This window comes from Salinicola sp. MIT1003 (genome assembly GCF_001858555.1).
GTDB classification, from domain to species: Bacteria; Pseudomonadota; Gammaproteobacteria; order Pseudomonadales; family Halomonadaceae; genus Salinicola; species Salinicola salarius.
The window spans coordinates 1-14,956 of the sequence record NZ_MCAP01000022.1 but is presented as its reverse complement, the minus strand read 5'-3'; the positions used below and the strand labels follow the sequence as shown (position 1 = coordinate 14,956).

Sequence of the window (14,956 nt, the reverse complement as noted above, 5' to 3'; positions counted from 1 at the left end):
GGTAACCGATAAACCGGTAATTGAACGAAATGGCGCGAAACGCGCTCTCGAAATCGATTGACTAAAGCCTAGTCGGTTAATTGTTGAATGTTAGGGCAGGTAAAAGAATCAAAAAGTTCGATCGGCGCTGTCCTTATTCGATCGAGTACTCAGGGCTTTGCGTATCAAATCCGAAATCGCATACTCGAGCTTTCCCCCGACAGCGGAGGCAACCATGACCTATCGACTCTTCATCGCCAACAAGAACTACTCTTCCTGGTCGATGCGGCCCTGGGTGCTGCTGCGCGCGCTGGAAATCCCGTTCGAGGAGGTACTGACGCCGTTCGAAGCTGCCGGCCAGCAGCAGGCATTCACGCACTTCTCGCCCACCGCCAAGGTCCCTTGCCTGCACGATGGCGAGCAAGTCATATGGGATTCGCTGGCCATTCTGGAATACGCCGCCGAGGATCATCCGGCTGTCTGGCCTGCCGATCGTGCCGCCCGCAGTTGGGCACGCTGCGCCAGCGCCGAAATGCATTCCGGATTTGCCGCGCTGCGCGACGAGTGTTCGATGAACTGCTCGCTGACCATCGATCTGGATACCCCGAGCGAGTCGCTAGAGAAGGACCTGATTCGACTCGACGCCCTGTGGCAGGAAGGGCTGGAGACTTTCGGCGGCCCCTGGCTCGCCGGCGACGCCTTCACCGCCGTGGATGCCATGTTCGCCCCGGTCGCGGTACGCCTGCGCGGCTACGGCATCGAACTCGGCATGGCCGCCATGGCCTACGCCGACCGTTTGCTCGCGCATTCGGCGGTCGCGGAATGGATCGAACAGGGCATCGCCGAGCCGTGGATCGACGAGCCTCACGAGGCCGACTGCATTCGTGACCGGCGCGTGCTTGCCGATCGCCGTCAGCCAGCCTGAAGCCGCCGCTTCGACCGCTGTATTCGCCACATGGTGATCAGGTTGGTGCCCAGCGCCAGCAATTCGGCGATGGCGCCACCGATCGAGCCGATGATCAGCGCATTCGCGAGCCAGCATAACGCGGCACCCGCCAGCAGCGAGCGCATGGGCAGGCCGCGCAGCAGAAACATCGCCAGGGTGCCGAAGACGGCGGCGAGCAGCGGGAAAATGTCGTACCAGGAGTGCCAGGTCGCCACGGCGACCGCCACCGTTGCGATCAGCACCAGCCACATGATTCCCTGGCGACGCGGGAAGCGCCGTGCCAGCCAGATCCTGACGACCACCAGACCCGACATGCCGGCGGCGACTGCCTCGCCGAACAGCAGAAAATGCACGGCGAAGGCCACGTTGGCGAAGATGAGGTAAAGCAGCAACCGGTCGTCCTGACGACTGGCAAACGCCGCGATGATGAAGCCGAGGGCGACGAACCCGACCAGTTGGGCGGAGATCCAGGTCATGTTGTAGGCGTCCATGCAGCTCCCAATGTCTGAGCAGGATTGGCTTGAAAGCCCTCAGCCTAGACGGTTCGGACCGCGACCGAAGCATCACCATCAAAAGAGTAAGGCATGTAAAGCCCTCGGCCCTCTCCTGCCGTCAGGGGGTGTTAATAAAAGCGTCCTGGCACACCACTTCCACATTGATACCGTCCGGGTCCAATACGTACGCCGCGTAGTAGTGGTCGTGGTAATGCGTTCGGACGCCGGGCGGGCCGTTGTCGATACCCCGGCCTTCAGGGCGGCCTGATGAAAGGCATCGACGATGGCGCGGCTCTGCGCTGCAAAGGCAATGTGCGTACCCGCTCCAGGCGCCTCGTTATCGTGGATCCAGAGGCTGGGGTAACCGTCCCTGCCGAAGCCGTGGCGTGTGCCTCCGGTGCGAGTGCGCTCGGGCCCGACAGAGATGACCCGGACGATATCCAGCGGCGCGAGGGCCAGTTCGTAGAAGCGACGCGAGGCTTCAGCGTCGCGCACGGCGAATTCGATGTGATCGAGGATGGTCATGGTTGTTGTACGCTGTGGTTCCAGTGGTATGGATGAACGCCTCAAAGGCTGATCAGACCTGCGACGCGCCACCATCGGCGAACAGCTCGACGCCGTTGATATAGCTCGAGGCATCGCTTGCCAGGAATGCCGCAGCCTTGCCGATTTCGTGCGCCTCGCCGATCCGCCCCAGCGTACTTTTTTCGCTGAACGCTTGAATGATCTGCTCCGCGTCATCGGCCAGCATGCTTCGCAGAGATTGAGTATCGACAGGGCCGGGACTGAGAAGATTGATCCGAACGCCGGAACCCTTGATGTCCAGAATCCAGCTTCTAACCATGGCACGCAGAGCGGCCTTGGTGGCGCCGTAGACGCTCAAGCCCGGGCCGGGATTCATCGAGGCAGTCGAGCCGATGATGACGATGCTGGACCCTTGGGGCATCAGAGGCAGCGCGCCCTGGACGGTAAACGTCACCCCTTTCACGTTGATATTGAAAAGCCGATCGAAGCTTGCTTCGGTAATCGCACCCAGTGGCGTGATTTCCCCCGTCCCGGCATTGGCGATCAGGATGTCGAGACGGTCATGAAGCGCCTCGATACGGCTGAAGAGCGAGGCCAGATCAGAGCTGTTCGAAACATCGGCGGCAATCGCGACCGCTTTGTCGCCCAAGCTGGACAAGGCCTCGTCCAGCGCCTCCTGCCGGCGTCCGGAAATGACCACGCGAGCGCCCTGTTCAATGAACTCCCGCGCAATCGCGAGCCCCAAACCAGATGACCCACCGGTGACCAGCACGACCTTATCTTCGAATGACATGACATTTACCTGAGCAAGACGCGGTCAGCCTTGTTGATCTGACCCAAGCCATGGACATCAGACCGCCCAGTTTCTATGCCGCCTATGGCAGCAAGGCGGCGCTGTTCGAGCGGGCCATGCTGCGCTATGCGCAGGAAAACACCCTGCCGCTGGACGAGTTACTGGCCCCAGACCGCCCCCCTGCCGAAGCGCTTCCCGCGCTGCTGCTCGCCGCTGCCGAACAATACGGGCGAGACAGCCTGCTGCGTGGCTGCATGATTACGGAGGGAATGCGGGCAGATGACCCGGCCGCCCGCCAGATGGCCGAGAGTCTTGCCAGCGGTGGGCTCCAGGCGATTCGTGCCTACCTCGATCAGGTCCATCCACCGCAAGCACAGGCGCTGGCCGACTATGTCGTGGTCACCTTGCGTGGGCTGTCGGCCTCGGCCTGCCACGGCATGCCCTACGAGCGCCTGACGGAAGTCGCCCGGACCACCGGGCGATTCATCGCGCGTGAACTGGAAGCGGAGTCCGAGGAGTCCAAAGCGGCTTCGGTCTCTAGCAATCCGTGATGGTCGTCCCTTCGATGGTCTCGGCGAATCCGCCACCGAACACCCGCGCTGGCGTTTCGAAACCCGTCCGACGTTCCCCTTCGAGCACCCGGCGTGCAACCTCAACGGCCGCCAGCGGTGTGTAGGTATAGCCATTGACGGTTTCGATCATCGATCGGACCACCGTGCCGTCAGCCGCCGTTACCTCGGCCATCGCACGGGCGCGATGGGCATCGCGTTGCTCCGCGGTCGGGCCATCAGGCAGCAGCGATAAATCGCCTTCGGGGAACGCATCACCACTGACATGCACGAACATGGCGATATTGGGGATGCCGGAAGAGTGCCAAGCGGTCACCAGATCACCGAACGACAGCGGCGCGCACTGCACCGGGCCTTCACCGAAATCGAAGTCTCGCGGCTGCGCGTCGGGGGTGAGAACGAGATGGCCGTCGACCCTCGCCAACAGACCTGCGCCGATGATCTCGCTGACGCTCATGGCGGAGCTCCGCGACATGGAACCGGGAACCTGAAGCGCCACCCTCAGCGACCGCGGCTCCTGCACACGCTGCGCGACGTGCACTGTCAGGCAATCGGTCGGCACCACGTCCCAGCCCACGCCGGGGAGCAGCATGACGCCGGCCTCGGCCGCTTTGGCGCCCAGCCGTTCCGCCAGCCGGTAGACGTTGATCTCGGCGGTGATGTCCAGGTAATCGACGCCGGCCTCGAGGCGCGCCCGCATCAGTGGCTCCGCCGTTTGCGCGAAAGGGCCTGCGAAGTTCAGCAGCACATCGATACCGGCCAGGGACTGCGCTGCATCGGCATCGTCCTCAAATACCCGAAAGGGAACCGCCAACGCCTCGGCGAGAGAGGCCAGCGTTTGCCGATTGCGCCCAGCGATCTCGAAATCGAGCCCCAACGTTTTGGCATGCGCTGCCGCCATGCGGCCGGTATAGCCGGTTGCACCGTAGATCAGGAGTGTTTTCATCGGGCGTGCTGCCAGTTCTTGTAGGCGAATTCGAGGCTGTAACCATCGGGGTCCATAACGTTGGCGGCGTAGTAGTCGGGGTCGTAATGCAGCCGTGCCCCGGGTGCGCCTTTGTCGACAGCGCCGCTCGCCATGGCCGCGGCGTAGGCCGCTTCGACCTCCGCCTTGCTGTTCGCCACGAAACCGACGTGAACGGCCCGTCCCTCGACCACGCCCTCACGTAGCCAGAAGAACATTCGGCCATTGGCGCCGAAGCCCTTGAGATCCGGATGGTCCGGCGGGCCGTCCTTGCCGTCGTAATCGAGCCGCGCCGTGATCCCCAGCGGGGCGAGCACGGCCTCGTAGAAACGAATCGAGCGTTCGATGTCGCTGACGGATAAAAAAAGATGATCCAGCATGTGGTGGCCTCGCTGTTCGGACGCTATCGTCAGCAACCACCGTAACCATTACCCTCATCGCGGGCTCAGCCGTTCCTGCCCGAAACCTGCCCGTTTCTGCTTTTTGCTTGCGCGGGTGCGCACCCGGGATCAGCATATCTCTTCATAACCACCCAACCGCTCGCCATGAACGACCAGCCGCCCGCCATGAACGATCAACTGCTCGAGCTTCGCTCCCTGGCTGCCGGGGCCGGGAATCGCCGTACCGAAACGGGCATCCCACGCGTGGCCATGGTTCAGGGCGAGATTCCGGAACACATGCTAGCCGCCGTCTACGAGCCGATGGTCAACCTGATCCTGCAGGGCAGCAAGACGATGACCGTCGGTGACCGCACGCTGCGCTATGACCCGGCGACCTATTTCGTCATGTCCATCGAGTTGCCGGCGGTGGGATCGGTGCATCCGGCAGCTTCGGGGGATCCCTACCTCGCGTTGAGCCTGACGCTCGACCCCGCCGTGCTCTCGACGCTGCTGACCGACCTGCCTACGCCTGCCGGGGGTGACGAAAGCGAGAACGACAACAACGCAGGATTTTCGGTGGCTGCAGTCACGCCGAAGTTGATGGACGCGTGGCTACGCATGCTGCGATTGATGGACAGCCCGGAAGAGATCGCGGCCCTCGCCCCGGTGTACGAACGGGAAATTCTCTACCGCGTCCTGCAAGGCCCTCACGGCTGGATGCTGCGTGAAATCGCGGCGCCGGATACCGCCATGGCCCGGGTCAGTCTCGCGATTCAGTGGATCCGGCAGGACTTCGCCAGACCGATCAGAGTGGAAACACTCGCCCGGAAAGCGGCGATGAGCGTGTCCGCTTTCCATCGGCACTTCAAAGCGGTTACGACGTTAAGTCCACTGCAGTACCAGAAACGGGTTCGACTGCTCCAGGCGCGCACACTCATGGTAGCCAGCGGCAGAAGCGTCACTAGCGCCGCCTTCGAGGTCGGCTATGAAAGCGCGACACAGTTCAGCCGAGATTACGCCCGGGTATTCGGGCTGCCTCCCGCCCGGGATAGCGCGAGGATTCTGGGGGAAACCAAGGGGCGCGGCCGATCGCCCGATCGCTGAAAGCCGCCTCGGCGCGCCGACGACCGGCGTGTGGCGCGGGTTTTACTGCCACCTGACGATTCGGGAAGCGCGGCACTCTCGTCTTTTCCATTGCCTGCTAAACTTCCCGTCTCGGGCTTCACCGTTTATCTCAAGTTCAGCCAACCGCCCACAAGGAGAGACCATGTCTCAGAGCGATTCCCAGACGAACATCAGGACCGAATGGATCGAGATCACCGCCGAGGACGGCAAAACCTTCAAGGCCTACCAGGCGCTGCCGCACAAGGGCAAAGGGCCCGGCATCCTGCTGATTCAGGAGATCTTCGGCGTCAACGGCCACATGCGTGGCGTCGCCGAACAGTATGCGATGGATGGCTATAGCGTCATCGTGCCCGACATGTTCTGGCGCGACGAGCCGGGCGTCGAACTTGGCTATGACGGCGACGACTGGAAAGCGGCGGTCGCCCACAAGCAGGCGCTCGATTATCCGACGGCGGTCAGCGACCTCCGTGCGGCCACCAAGGCGCTGCGGGCAAGCCCCGTCTGCGACGGCCCCATCGCTTCCGTGGGCTACTGCATGGGCGGCGTCTTTTCCTACCTCTGCGCCCTGGATGCCGGTGTCGACGCCGCGATCTGCTACTACGCCGGCGGCGTGACCGAATACCTGCCGCGCGCCAACGAGCTCAAGGTGCCCGTTCAGTTCCACTTCGGCGCCGAGGATGACCATATCCCGCTCGAGCAGGTCGAACAGACCCGCCAGGCGTTTGCCGGCAACAAGGATGTCGAAGTGCATCTGTATGGCGGCGCCGAGCACGGCTTCAACTGCTGGGCACGGGCGAGCTACAACCAGCATGCTTCCGCGCTGGCTCATGGCCGCACGCTGACATTCCTGGCCAGCCACTCCGAGTGAGGAACGAGTCGAGCTCGTGCCGGAACGGATAGGATCGTTCCAGCGCGAGTCCTGAACGGTCAGGGTTGATGAATCAGGGCCGATGAAAATGGGGCAGGACGTGGGCGGCCAGCTCCTCGATGATGGCATCGGCTGGCCGCTCCTCGAGACGCAGATTCAGGGAAACGTGATGAACGCCCATCTCTCTGAGCGCCTCGAGCACGTCGATGAGGGCATTACGGCCTGCGCGATAGCCCAGGTCGATCGGCATCGCCGGGGCGCCCGGATCGGCGGCAAGATCAAGGCGCATCGCCTCGCCGAACCCGCGGAACTCGCCGGGTACGCTCTGCTCCACGGCGGCCCGCCACATCCGGTAGCGATCGCGCTGCTGCGCCGGCTCGCGGTGATAGGTCATCCAGCCGATCGCGTGGCGGGCAATCCAGTTGACGCTCTGCCCTCCCGAACCGACCGCCAGCAGCGGCACGGGCTCCGGGGCTAGCGGCCGCAGCTGGAAATCCGGCGAATCCGTATCATGCCGATCCGGCACGATCTCCTGTGACGCACTCAACGCCTTTGCCACCACCCGCCAGTGATCCGCGAACAGGCGCCGCCGCTCGGCGACGTCCTTACCAAAAGCGGCAAATTCGGGCGGCCGGTCGCCGGATCCCAGCCCGAGGATGAAACGACCTTCCGAGAGCGTGGCGACCGATGCCGCCGCCTTGGCGATATGCAGCGGGTGGCGCAGGGTGAGCACGATGGCGCCGCTGATCAGCGCGATCTGCCGCGTTTCCACTGCCAGGGCGCCCAGCCAGCTCCAGGGATCCAGATGACCGACCGGATCAGGATAATCTGGGCTGTTGAGCGGCACGTCCCGAATCCAGAGAGCACGAAATCCGGCGCTGTCGGCGAGTTTAGCCAGACGCCGCTGTTCGGTGACATCGACCACTTCCTGACCGCTCGGCATCAGCGGCAGCGTCAATCCGATCGACAGCCGATCCGGCGCCATCACGCGCCGAACGATCGCCTGTTCGGCTCCGCCAGCAGACATGACCCCCTCCTTGAACATTCGATCGATATATCGGAATGCGCTGTCCGGGCCGCGTCACGAATCATGCCCCCCGGAAACAAGGCGCAAGGCAACGATGATAGCCCCGATCCGCGCTTGTCGTATTCCCGATCTGCGACTAGTGTCCAAAGGGCATGCAGGAAGGCATGCCCAAACCATGAATCAAACAGGGACAGACGCCATGGGAATTATTGCGTGGATCATCTTCGGCCTGATCGCTGGCGCCATCGCCAAGATGATCATGCCAGGCAAGGATCCGGGTGGCTTCATCGTCACCATCATCATCGGGGTTCTCGGTGCCGTCGTCGGCGGCTGGATCGGGACCGCGCTAGGGTTTGGTGACGTATCCGGCTTCAATATCGGCAGCTTCCTGATCGCGGTCCTCGGTGCGATCGTGCTGCTGATCATCTATCGCGTCGTGCGCAAGTAGCGCCATCACCGATCACCCCGGCTCGGCGGCCCGTCCACCAAGCCGGTGGCTCGCTTCTCTTCCCTCTTCAGTCGATATACCCTTCGTCAGTACGCAAGAAACCCTCCCGCTTCTGATACTCCCTCAGGATCATTCGGCATGCCGAGCAACGCGCATTTCTATGAACCGAGTCGCGGTCATGAACTACCGCACAATCCTTTCAAGGCGATCGTCGGGCCGCGACCGATCGGCTGGATCTCCTCGCGGGATCGCGAAGGCCGGCTGAATCTGGCGCCCTACAGTTTCTTCAACGCGTTCGCCGACACGCCGCCCATCATCGGCTTCTCCAGCGCGGGCTATAAGGACAGCGTGCGCAACATCGAGGCGACCGGCGAGTTCTGCTGGCAGCTGTCGACGCATGCCCTCGCCGAGGCGATGAACCAGAGTTCGGCATCGGTAGCGGCCGAGGTCGACGAGTTCGAGCTGGCGGGTCTGACGCCGCAAGAATCCCGCGTCATCGGCGTTCCCCACGTCAAGGAAGCGCAGGTCGTGTTCGAGTGCCGGATGACGCAGACCCTTCGGCTGCAATCGGCCGCGGGCGAGGATATCGACAACTGGCTGGTGTTGGGCGAAGTCGTCGGCGTGCATATCGACTCGGCGCTGCTCGAGGACGGTATCTACCAGACCGCCGCCGCCCGGCCGATTCTGCGTGGCGGCGGCCCGGCCGACTACTTCGAAATCAGCCCGGACCAGAACTTCAAGATGTACCGGCCGAGTTGACGGGTGACAGCCGCGGGTGACGTGGCGGACCCGGGCGATCTGGTGAATCCTGGCCCAAAGGTGACTCAGGATTGAGTGGCGGGCTCGTAGAATCGCCAGGTATTGCGGCCGGCACGCTTGGCGGCATACATCGCGATGTCGGAGAACCGCACCGCCTGCTCGGCATCATCGGTATCCAGCCCCACCATGGCGATGCCGATACTGACTCCGATCACGATCTCGATATCGCCCTCCACCTCGAGCGGCTTCCGTAGGCGGTGGAGAAAACGCTCCAGCACGACCTCGACATCGCTGCGCTGATTGCACCCTTCCAGCAGCACGACGAACTCGTCGCCCCCCAGCCGGGCGACGTAGTCACGCTGGCGCATCAGCCCCGCCAGGATGGCGCCGACATGGCACAGTGCGCGATCGCCGATCTGATGGCCGTAGGTATCGTTGATCTGCTTGAAATGATCGAAATCCAGCGTGATCAGCGCATGGCAGCGCTCCGGATACAGACGATGGTGACGCGCCATCACCGCCAGGCGATGATCGAAGCCACGACGATTGCCGAGCCCGGTCAAGGGATCGGTCATCGCCATCTGCTCGGCGGCATCCGCGGCTCGCTTGCGCTCGGTGACGTCGTGCGCCACGCCCTGCAGCCGCCCCGTCTCGAGCGGACTCAGGATCAGGCTGACCCAGCGCTGCCCCTCGCCGCTGTCCAGCGCCACCTCCCACTGTCGCTCGTACCCGCCGGCCTCGTCGTCAACGGCGAAAGCGTGCGTCGCACCCTCGCCGTCGCCCACCAGCAAGGCGAAAGCGACCGGATGGCGCTCCAGGTCGGTGCCGCTCGCCATGTCGAACAGTCGCCGGAACGCGGGGTTGGCCGAGCGGACGAAGCCGGCGCTGTCGAGCTCGAAGATCCCCGCTTCCACGTTGTCGAAGATCGCCCGATAGCGGCGCTCCTCGACCTCGCGCTCGAGCCGTAGCCGGCGCTCCTCGCCCAGGCTCTGGACCAGGTTGTCGATCATGGCGTTGACGCTGATGACGAGCTGGCCGATCTCGTCATCCTTGTTGCCGCGCGGCGCCTGCAACTGCTGGCCGGTCTCCGCCTCCAGCTCGCTCAGCCGATGCGAGAGGCCGGTGATCGGCCGCGTGACGAACTTCACCACTACCAGCACGACACAGAAGCCGATGCCTATCAGCTGCAGCAGCAACGCGCCGCCGATGAAGTTCGAGGCCTGCGCCACGAGCTTGTCGATATAGGCCTGGTCGGGCGCCACCGTGATCCGGCAGACCGACGTTCCCGGCTCGAACGGCGAGGAGACGTCCCGGACGACACTGGCCGCCGGCTCCCCTTCCGGGTCGGCGCGACCGCTGGCGAGGGTCGTACCGTCGCTGGCATCGATGCGCACGGCGCTGACGATATTGTTGCTGAGCAGGCCGTCGGTGACCTCCTGCGCCAGCTGCCGATCCCCCAGGAAGCAGCCGATCTGGGCGGTCCGCTCCACCGTTGTCAGCAGTTCCTGCACCCGCGATTGCTGTTCCCGCTGAACGCTCTCCGCCCGCAGGTAGACGGCCAGCGCGAGGAACAGGACGCCCAGCAGCGTGACGATCAGCAGGATGATCGCCGTCGTACGCAGCGCCAGCCGGGTATGCAGCAGCAACAACAGGCGAGACATGCGATCACTCGCTCAACGTCAGCACGACGTGCATGTCGGCGGGTACTTGACTGCTGTCGACGTAGCTCAAGGCGTTCATGTTCTGGATGACCAACTGGTGCACGTCACCGATGGAGACGATCTGCTGCGGCGGCGATGCCTCACCGGAGAACACCAGCCGGGCCCAGTAGGAGTTGATCTCCGCCAAATCCTTGTCGACCAGCGCCCGGTAGAAACGCGCCTTGAGCGAAGACGAATCCACCGGCAGCGCGACGTTGCCGGTGGGCAGCTTGCGATAGCGCCCCATGAAGATATTGACCACGTCGCTCCGGGTCAGCCGATCGATACCGCTGCCGGCGTTGACCACCACCGCGATGTCGGCGCTGGCGGGAACGGCGGCGACCAGGGTGGCGGAAAGGGTTGAGGCGATGAGAAGCCGTTGGACTCGGTTCATGGACATTCCCCTAGAAAATGAAGTCCAGACCGAGGCTGAAGATCGATCCCCAGCCTCCGTTCCAGTCGCTGTCGATGTCTCGCCACAAGAACCCGGGGCGCTGAACGTGAACGCGATCCAGCTGCGCCTTCAGGGCCATGTTGGCCGTGAAATCATAGCGTGCGCCCACCGAATAGGTCCGCTGCTTGAAGTCGCCCTCGCTGCCGCCCTCGCCGTCAGACGTCGTCTCGACCTGTGAGTAGACCAGATAGGGCGTGACACGATCGATGCGATAGCCCGCCGAGACGAACCCCGAGTCCACGGCCCCGTCTGCGCTGGTCTTGCTACGATTCCACATTGCCTGCAGCTGGACGGGGCCCTGATCGTAGACCGCTCCCAGCGAGTAGAGCTTGAGCCGATCGAAGCCGAACGCATCGCCGAGAACGCCGTCAGCGGTCAGGTCGAAGAAGGGGTTGAACGCACGGATCTGATCGAACTGGGCATCGAGCTGATCCGGCACATCGCCGGAAAACGTGATATCGGACTCGACTTCAGTGTAACCCGCTCGGAATCGCCACGGCCCCGTCTCGTAATCGAGGTGGCCGCCATAGACCTTGTCGACATCGAAATGGGTCTCGATACCCTCACCGATGAAGACGTCGCCGTCGGAGCGGCCGGTGTAAAGTTTCAGCAGCACCAGGTCGCTGCCGATCGGTTGCTTGAAGGTGACATCGACGCCATCGATGTAGGTCAGCTGCAGCGTGCCGAAATGGTCCACCGGCGGCCGCACCCAAGGGTAGGCATAGCCGACGTAGCGCGAATCGGAGAGCTGATAGACGTCCCAGCCAAGCCGGCCGACGCGCAGCTGCACGCCCGGGTCCGGCCGATAGCGCAGATACGCCCAGCTCACTTCGGGGCTGAAATCGCCGCTGTCGTGGTAGCGGCTGATCCCCTGCACCACCGAATCCAGCTCGTCGGTGAAGCGGTAGCCGACCTGGGCGCCCAACATCGAATCGGTGCGCGCACTCCAGCCTTCGCCGGCGCCCTTGGGCTGGCTGATATCGCGGGTGAAATCCGCCTCGTCGAGGTTGTTGTGGATCAACCCCAGCGTACCGAATCCGCTGAACGTCAGCCGTCCGTCGTCCGTCAGCGGTCGGGCCTCGGCGGAGCAGGCCAGCGCCGCCATGGCCAGCCCCGCACAGACCGGTAGTAATCGTTTCATGCCGCATCTCCGACGGGAGCCCTGAAACTTCGCCGTCGCAAAGGAAAATTAGGATAACCAGAGATATTGTCGGCAGTTCGCTTCCTTTCTGTAGGGTCGATCGACAGCCATTGGGTTATCCAGCCCCCTTTTGACACAAGGGCGCAGAGCCGCGGCGTGTTAGACTTTGTCTCTATCTCCCTCCTATTTTTCTCATGGAGTCCGGCGCTCAATGTCTTTGGAAGAACTGCACCTCAACCTGCGCAACCTCACCCCCGAGGATTACCCCCAGCTCAAACGGCTGATGGATGCCGTGTATGACGACATCGGCGGTGCCTGGTCGAAGCTGACGATCGACAAGCTGATCGGCGAGTTCGCCGACGGCCAGATCATCGTGGAGGACGACGGCAAGATCGTCGGCGTCGCGCTGACGGTGCAGGTGAACTACGAACGCTTTTCCAACCCGCACAAGTACGACGAACTGATCGGCCATCGCGAGATCATTCTCAACGATCCCGAGGGCGACGCGCTCTACGGTCTCGACGTGCTGATCGATCCCGCCTATCGCGGTTACCGGCTCGGCCGACGCCTCTATGAAGCGCGCAAGGATCTGTGCCGCTCGATGAACCTGCGGGCGATTCTCGCCGGCGGACGCATCCCCGGCTATCACCAGCACGCCGAGGAGATGTCCCCGACCGAGTACATCGAGCGGGTGGCGCGCAAGGAATTCCACGATCCGATCCTGTCGTTCCAGTTGGCCAACGACTTCCTGGTCAAGCGGCTGTTGAAGAAATATCTGCCCGAAGACGAGAAGTCGATGGGCTACGCTACCCTGCTGGAATGGAACAATATCCTCTACGAGCCGGCCAGCCGGGTGATCGAGACGCCGCGCACCCAGGTTCGCGTCGGTGCCGTGCAGTGGCAGATGCGCGAATTCGATTCGGTGGAGTCGGTACTCCAACAGGTGGAGTTCTATGTCGATGCGATCTCCGACTACCAGAGCGATTTCGCGGTCTTCCCGGAGCTGTTCAACACGCCGCTGATGGCGCTCACCGACCAGACCGATCAGGTCGAGGCGATCCAGTTCCTGGCCGGTTTCACCGAACGCTTCAAGACCGAAATCTCGCGCATGGCGGTCTCTTACAACATCAACATCGTCGCCGGCTCCATGGTCGAGATCGGCGAGGACGGCAAGCTCTACAACGTCTCCTACCTGTGCCACCGGGACGGCGAAATCGACCGCCAGGCCAAACTGCACATCACGCCACAGGAACGCCGCGACTGGGTGGTCGAGGGCGGCGACGAACTGCAGGTGTTCGAGACCGATGCCGGCCGTGTCGGTATCCTGATCTGCTACGACGTGGAGTTCCCCGAGCTGCCGCGCCTGCTCGCCGAGCAGGACATGGACATCCTGATCGTGCCGTTCTGGACCGACACCAAGAACAGCTACCTGCGCGTGCGCCACTGCGCCCAGGCCCGTGCGATCGAGAACGAATGCTACGTGGTCGTCTGCGGCAGCGTCGGCAACGTGCCCTCGATCGAGAACCTGGACATCCAGTACGCCCAGTCCTCGGTATTCTCGCCGTCGGACTTCGCCTTCCCGCACGATGCCGTGCTGTCGGAGACCACGCCCAACACCGAAATGGTGATGTTCTCGGACCTCGACCTGACCAAGCTCAAGCTGGTGCGTTCCGAAGGCGCGGTGACCAACCTCAAGGACCGCCGTCTGGACCTGTTCGACCTGCGCCTGCGCGACTGGTCGTGGAAATCCGGGGCGCGTCAGGAAGAGAGCTGAGCGGGACATGAGCTTGTTGAAAGGCGGGTGGCAGGGCTGGTGGAAAGCCTGGCGGCAGGATCGTAAAGGCAACCGGCACGACGCCCGGCAGCGCTCGTGCCCCCCGTTCGACCCGGAGGCGTGGCGGCCGATCCGCCACGGCCTGCCGCTGCTGGCCGATCTCGACGACGCTGATGCCGAACGTCTCGGCCCGCGCGCCTGGCAACTGCTGCACGGCAAGCGCTGGGTCGCGGGCGACGGCGTCGAGCTCGACGATGCCGCCCTGCTCGCCATCGCCGCCCAGGCCGAACTGCTGACCCTGGGCTGGTCGGACCGCGACGCCAGCGCCGCCTTCGACAACGTCACCGAAATCATCCTGCTGCCGGATGCCTTTCATCGCCACGTCGAGGAGATGGACGACTTTGGCGTGATGCATGAATACGTCGACGAACGCGCCGGGGAAACCTCCTGGCGCGGCCCGGTGGTGCTGGCGATTCCCGATGTCGCCGACAGCGGCGACTACACCGGCTACAACGTCATCCTTCACGAATTCGCCCACAAGCTCGACCTCGGCAACTCGCAGGATGTCGATGGCTTCCCCCCGCTCGCCGCCGCGAGCGACGTCACCTCCAAGGAGTGGCACCGCGTCTTCACCGCCGTGTGGGACGACCTGCAAGCCCATATCGCCCGCGACGAACCCACCCCCATCGACGACTACGCCGCCACCCACCCCGGCGAATGCTTCGCCGTCTGCTGTGAACTCTTCTTCAGCGCCCCGGATCAGTTGGTTGAGGTATATCCTGAGCTTTATGACCTGCTGAAGCGGTATTTTGGGCGGGATGTATTGAGGAAAAACAAAATAGATCTAAACGACTAATCATAAACCAGCGATTTAGATAGGGCGGTCTCAAGTTCCAAGCGCAACGCTATTGAAGGGTGCTCGGTCCAGCGACTGATTTCTTGAGCACCTCGGCGTAGACTTCCAGCGGCGTGCGCCAGTCGAGCGTCTTGCGCGGCCGCGTGTTCAGTGA

17 protein-coding genes are annotated in these 14,956 nt (G+C 63.3%); 8 read left to right on the top strand and 9 right to left on the bottom strand.

Annotation, left to right across the window (positions count from 1 at the left end):
• Positions 1–214: 214 nt before the first annotated feature.
• Entirely contained in the window at positions 215–904 is a 690-nt protein-coding gene (locus BC443_RS09935; protein ID WP_071231683.1) for a glutathione S-transferase family protein, read from the top strand.
• On the opposite strand, the gene BC443_RS09930 is transcribed toward BC443_RS09935, so the two are convergent.
• The 3 genes from BC443_RS09930 to BC443_RS09920 all read right to left on the bottom strand — a co-directional run bounded on the left by BC443_RS09930 (position 892) and on the right by BC443_RS09920 (position 2,716).
• Positions 892–1,416, bottom strand: a complete 525-nt coding sequence (locus BC443_RS09930; protein WP_071231682.1) for a YgjV family protein — start codon at positions 1,414–1,416, stop codon at positions 892–894. The two genes, BC443_RS09935 and BC443_RS09930, sit on opposite strands and share 13 nt — an antisense overlap.
• A 78-nt stretch (positions 1,417–1,494) precedes the next feature.
• Positions 1,495–1,944 carry a VOC family protein gene (locus BC443_RS09925; RefSeq protein ID WP_247643257.1) on the bottom strand — a complete coding sequence of 150 codons (450 nt, stop codon included), beginning with the start codon at positions 1,942–1,944 and terminating at the stop codon, positions 1,495–1,497.
• 52 nt (positions 1,945–1,996) lie between these two features.
• Positions 1,997–2,716 (bottom strand): SDR family oxidoreductase, encoded by a 720-nt coding sequence (locus BC443_RS09920; RefSeq protein WP_247643256.1) that lies wholly within the window; start codon positions 2,714–2,716, stop codon positions 1,997–1,999.
• 71 nt (positions 2,717–2,787) lie between these two features.
• Here BC443_RS09920 and BC443_RS09915 point away from each other — a divergent pair, with 71 nt between their 5' ends.
• On the top strand, positions 2,788–3,288 hold the full coding sequence (locus BC443_RS09915) for a TetR/AcrR family transcriptional regulator (protein WP_210766273.1): 501 nt from the start codon (positions 2,788–2,790) through the stop codon (positions 3,286–3,288).
• On the opposite strand, the gene BC443_RS09910 is transcribed toward BC443_RS09915, so the two are convergent.
• On the bottom strand, positions 3,275–4,252 hold the full coding sequence (locus BC443_RS09910) for a saccharopine dehydrogenase NADP-binding domain-containing protein (RefSeq protein WP_071231680.1): 978 nt from the start codon (positions 4,250–4,252) through the stop codon (positions 3,275–3,277). The two genes, BC443_RS09915 and BC443_RS09910, sit on opposite strands and share 14 nt — an antisense overlap.
• The gene (locus BC443_RS09905; RefSeq protein ID WP_071231679.1) at positions 4,249–4,650 is read right to left on the bottom strand and encodes a VOC family protein; all 402 of its coding nucleotides are present in this window, start codon (positions 4,648–4,650) and stop codon (positions 4,249–4,251) included. Before BC443_RS09905 ends, BC443_RS09910 begins: the two co-directional genes overlap by 4 nt.
• 186 nt (positions 4,651–4,836) lie before the next feature.
• Between BC443_RS09905 and BC443_RS09900 the strand changes: the two genes are divergently transcribed.
• Together BC443_RS09900 and BC443_RS09895 are read left to right on the top strand one after the other, a co-directional pair.
• A complete protein-coding gene (locus tag BC443_RS09900; protein WP_170835871.1) occupies positions 4,837–5,754 on the top strand; it encodes an AraC family transcriptional regulator in 918 nt (305 codons plus the stop codon).
• Between the two features lie 163 nt (positions 5,755–5,917).
• The gene (locus BC443_RS09895; RefSeq protein ID WP_071231678.1) at positions 5,918–6,643 is read left to right on the top strand and encodes a dienelactone hydrolase family protein; all 726 of its coding nucleotides are present in this window, start codon (positions 5,918–5,920) and stop codon (positions 6,641–6,643) included.
• Positions 6,644–6,716: 73 nt separating this feature from the next.
• Here BC443_RS09895 and BC443_RS09890 read toward each other — a convergent pair whose 3' ends face one another.
• Positions 6,717–7,670, bottom strand: a complete 954-nt coding sequence (locus BC443_RS09890; protein ID WP_139284288.1) for an LLM class oxidoreductase — start codon at positions 7,668–7,670, stop codon at positions 6,717–6,719.
• A 199-nt stretch (positions 7,671–7,869) separates the two neighbouring features.
• Here BC443_RS09890 and BC443_RS09885 point away from each other — a divergent pair, with 199 nt between their 5' ends.
• Both BC443_RS09885 and BC443_RS09880 read left to right on the top strand, forming a co-directional pair.
• Positions 7,870–8,118: a GlsB/YeaQ/YmgE family stress response membrane protein gene (locus tag BC443_RS09885; RefSeq protein WP_071231676.1), complete on the top strand. Its 249-nt coding sequence runs from the start codon at positions 7,870–7,872 to the stop codon at positions 8,116–8,118.
• A gap of 138 nt (positions 8,119–8,256) precedes the next feature.
• Positions 8,257–8,877: a flavin reductase family protein gene (locus BC443_RS09880; RefSeq protein ID WP_071231675.1), complete on the top strand. Its 621-nt coding sequence runs from the start codon at positions 8,257–8,259 to the stop codon at positions 8,875–8,877.
• A 65-nt stretch (positions 8,878–8,942) separates the two neighbouring features.
• On the opposite strand, the gene BC443_RS09875 is transcribed toward BC443_RS09880, so the two are convergent.
• From BC443_RS09875 to BC443_RS09865, 3 genes are read right to left on the bottom strand one after another with little or no spacing between them, the layout of a single operon-like run.
• Entirely contained in the window at positions 8,943–10,538 is a 1,596-nt protein-coding gene (locus BC443_RS09875) for a sensor domain-containing diguanylate cyclase (protein WP_071231674.1), read from the bottom strand.
• 4 nt (positions 10,539–10,542) lie between these two features.
• The gene (locus BC443_RS09870; protein ID WP_071231673.1) at positions 10,543–10,971 is read right to left on the bottom strand and encodes a hypothetical protein; all 429 of its coding nucleotides are present in this window, start codon (positions 10,969–10,971) and stop codon (positions 10,543–10,545) included.
• Between the two features lie 10 nt (positions 10,972–10,981).
• Positions 10,982–12,172 (bottom strand): porin, encoded by a 1,191-nt coding sequence (locus BC443_RS09865; protein ID WP_083387319.1) that lies wholly within the window; start codon positions 12,170–12,172, stop codon positions 10,982–10,984.
• Positions 12,173–12,383: 211 nt separating this feature from the next.
• Here BC443_RS09865 and BC443_RS09860 point away from each other — a divergent pair, with 211 nt between their 5' ends.
• Together BC443_RS09860 and BC443_RS09855 are read left to right on the top strand one after the other, a co-directional pair.
• Positions 12,384–13,946 carry a bifunctional GNAT family N-acetyltransferase/carbon-nitrogen hydrolase family protein gene (locus BC443_RS09860; protein ID WP_071231671.1) on the top strand — a complete coding sequence of 521 codons (1,563 nt, stop codon included), beginning with the start codon at positions 12,384–12,386 and terminating at the stop codon, positions 13,944–13,946.
• A 7-nt stretch (positions 13,947–13,953) separates the two neighbouring features.
• The gene (locus BC443_RS09855; RefSeq protein ID WP_071231670.1) at positions 13,954–14,802 is read left to right on the top strand and encodes a M90 family metallopeptidase; all 849 of its coding nucleotides are present in this window, start codon (positions 13,954–13,956) and stop codon (positions 14,800–14,802) included.
• Positions 14,803–14,956: the final 154 nt, after the last annotated feature.

What these genes read in the sequence shown, in the direction of transcription:
- BC443_RS09860 (WP_071231671.1), top strand. Translation starts at nt 12,384, where the DNA reads ATGTCTTTGGAAGAACTGCACCTCAACCTGCGCAACCTCACCCCCGAG.
- BC443_RS09905 (WP_071231679.1), bottom strand. Translation starts at nt 4,650, where the DNA reads ATGCTGGATCATCTTTTTTTATCCGTCAGCGACATCGAACGCTCGATT.
- BC443_RS09925 (WP_247643257.1), bottom strand. Translation starts at nt 1,944, where the DNA reads ATGACCATCCTCGATCACATCGAATTCGCCGTGCGCGACGCTGAAGCC.
- BC443_RS09900 (WP_170835871.1), top strand. Translation starts at nt 4,837, where the DNA reads ATGAACGATCAACTGCTCGAGCTTCGCTCCCTGGCTGCCGGGGCCGGG.
- BC443_RS09885 (WP_071231676.1), top strand. Translation starts at nt 7,870, where the DNA reads ATGGGAATTATTGCGTGGATCATCTTCGGCCTGATCGCTGGCGCCATC.
- BC443_RS09865 (WP_083387319.1), bottom strand. Translation starts at nt 12,172, where the DNA reads ATGAAACGATTACTACCGGTCTGTGCGGGGCTGGCCATGGCGGCGCTG.
- BC443_RS09915 (WP_210766273.1), top strand. Translation starts at nt 2,788, where the DNA reads ATGGACATCAGACCGCCCAGTTTCTATGCCGCCTATGGCAGCAAGGCG.
- BC443_RS09855 (WP_071231670.1), top strand. Translation starts at nt 13,954, where the DNA reads ATGAGCTTGTTGAAAGGCGGGTGGCAGGGCTGGTGGAAAGCCTGGCGG.
- BC443_RS09935 (WP_071231683.1), top strand. Translation starts at nt 215, where the DNA reads ATGACCTATCGACTCTTCATCGCCAACAAGAACTACTCTTCCTGGTCG.
- BC443_RS09910 (WP_071231680.1), bottom strand. Translation starts at nt 4,252, where the DNA reads ATGAAAACACTCCTGATCTACGGTGCAACCGGCTATACCGGCCGCATG.
- BC443_RS09880 (WP_071231675.1), top strand. Translation starts at nt 8,257, where the DNA reads ATGCCGAGCAACGCGCATTTCTATGAACCGAGTCGCGGTCATGAACTA.
- BC443_RS09890 (WP_139284288.1), bottom strand. Translation starts at nt 7,670, where the DNA reads ATGTCTGCTGGCGGAGCCGAACAGGCGATCGTTCGGCGCGTGATGGCG.
- BC443_RS09870 (WP_071231673.1), bottom strand. Translation starts at nt 10,971, where the DNA reads ATGAACCGAGTCCAACGGCTTCTCATCGCCTCAACCCTTTCCGCCACC.
- BC443_RS09895 (WP_071231678.1), top strand. Translation starts at nt 5,918, where the DNA reads ATGTCTCAGAGCGATTCCCAGACGAACATCAGGACCGAATGGATCGAG.
- BC443_RS09875 (WP_071231674.1), bottom strand. Translation starts at nt 10,538, where the DNA reads ATGTCTCGCCTGTTGTTGCTGCTGCATACCCGGCTGGCGCTGCGTACG.
- BC443_RS09930 (WP_071231682.1), bottom strand. Translation starts at nt 1,416, where the DNA reads ATGGACGCCTACAACATGACCTGGATCTCCGCCCAACTGGTCGGGTTC.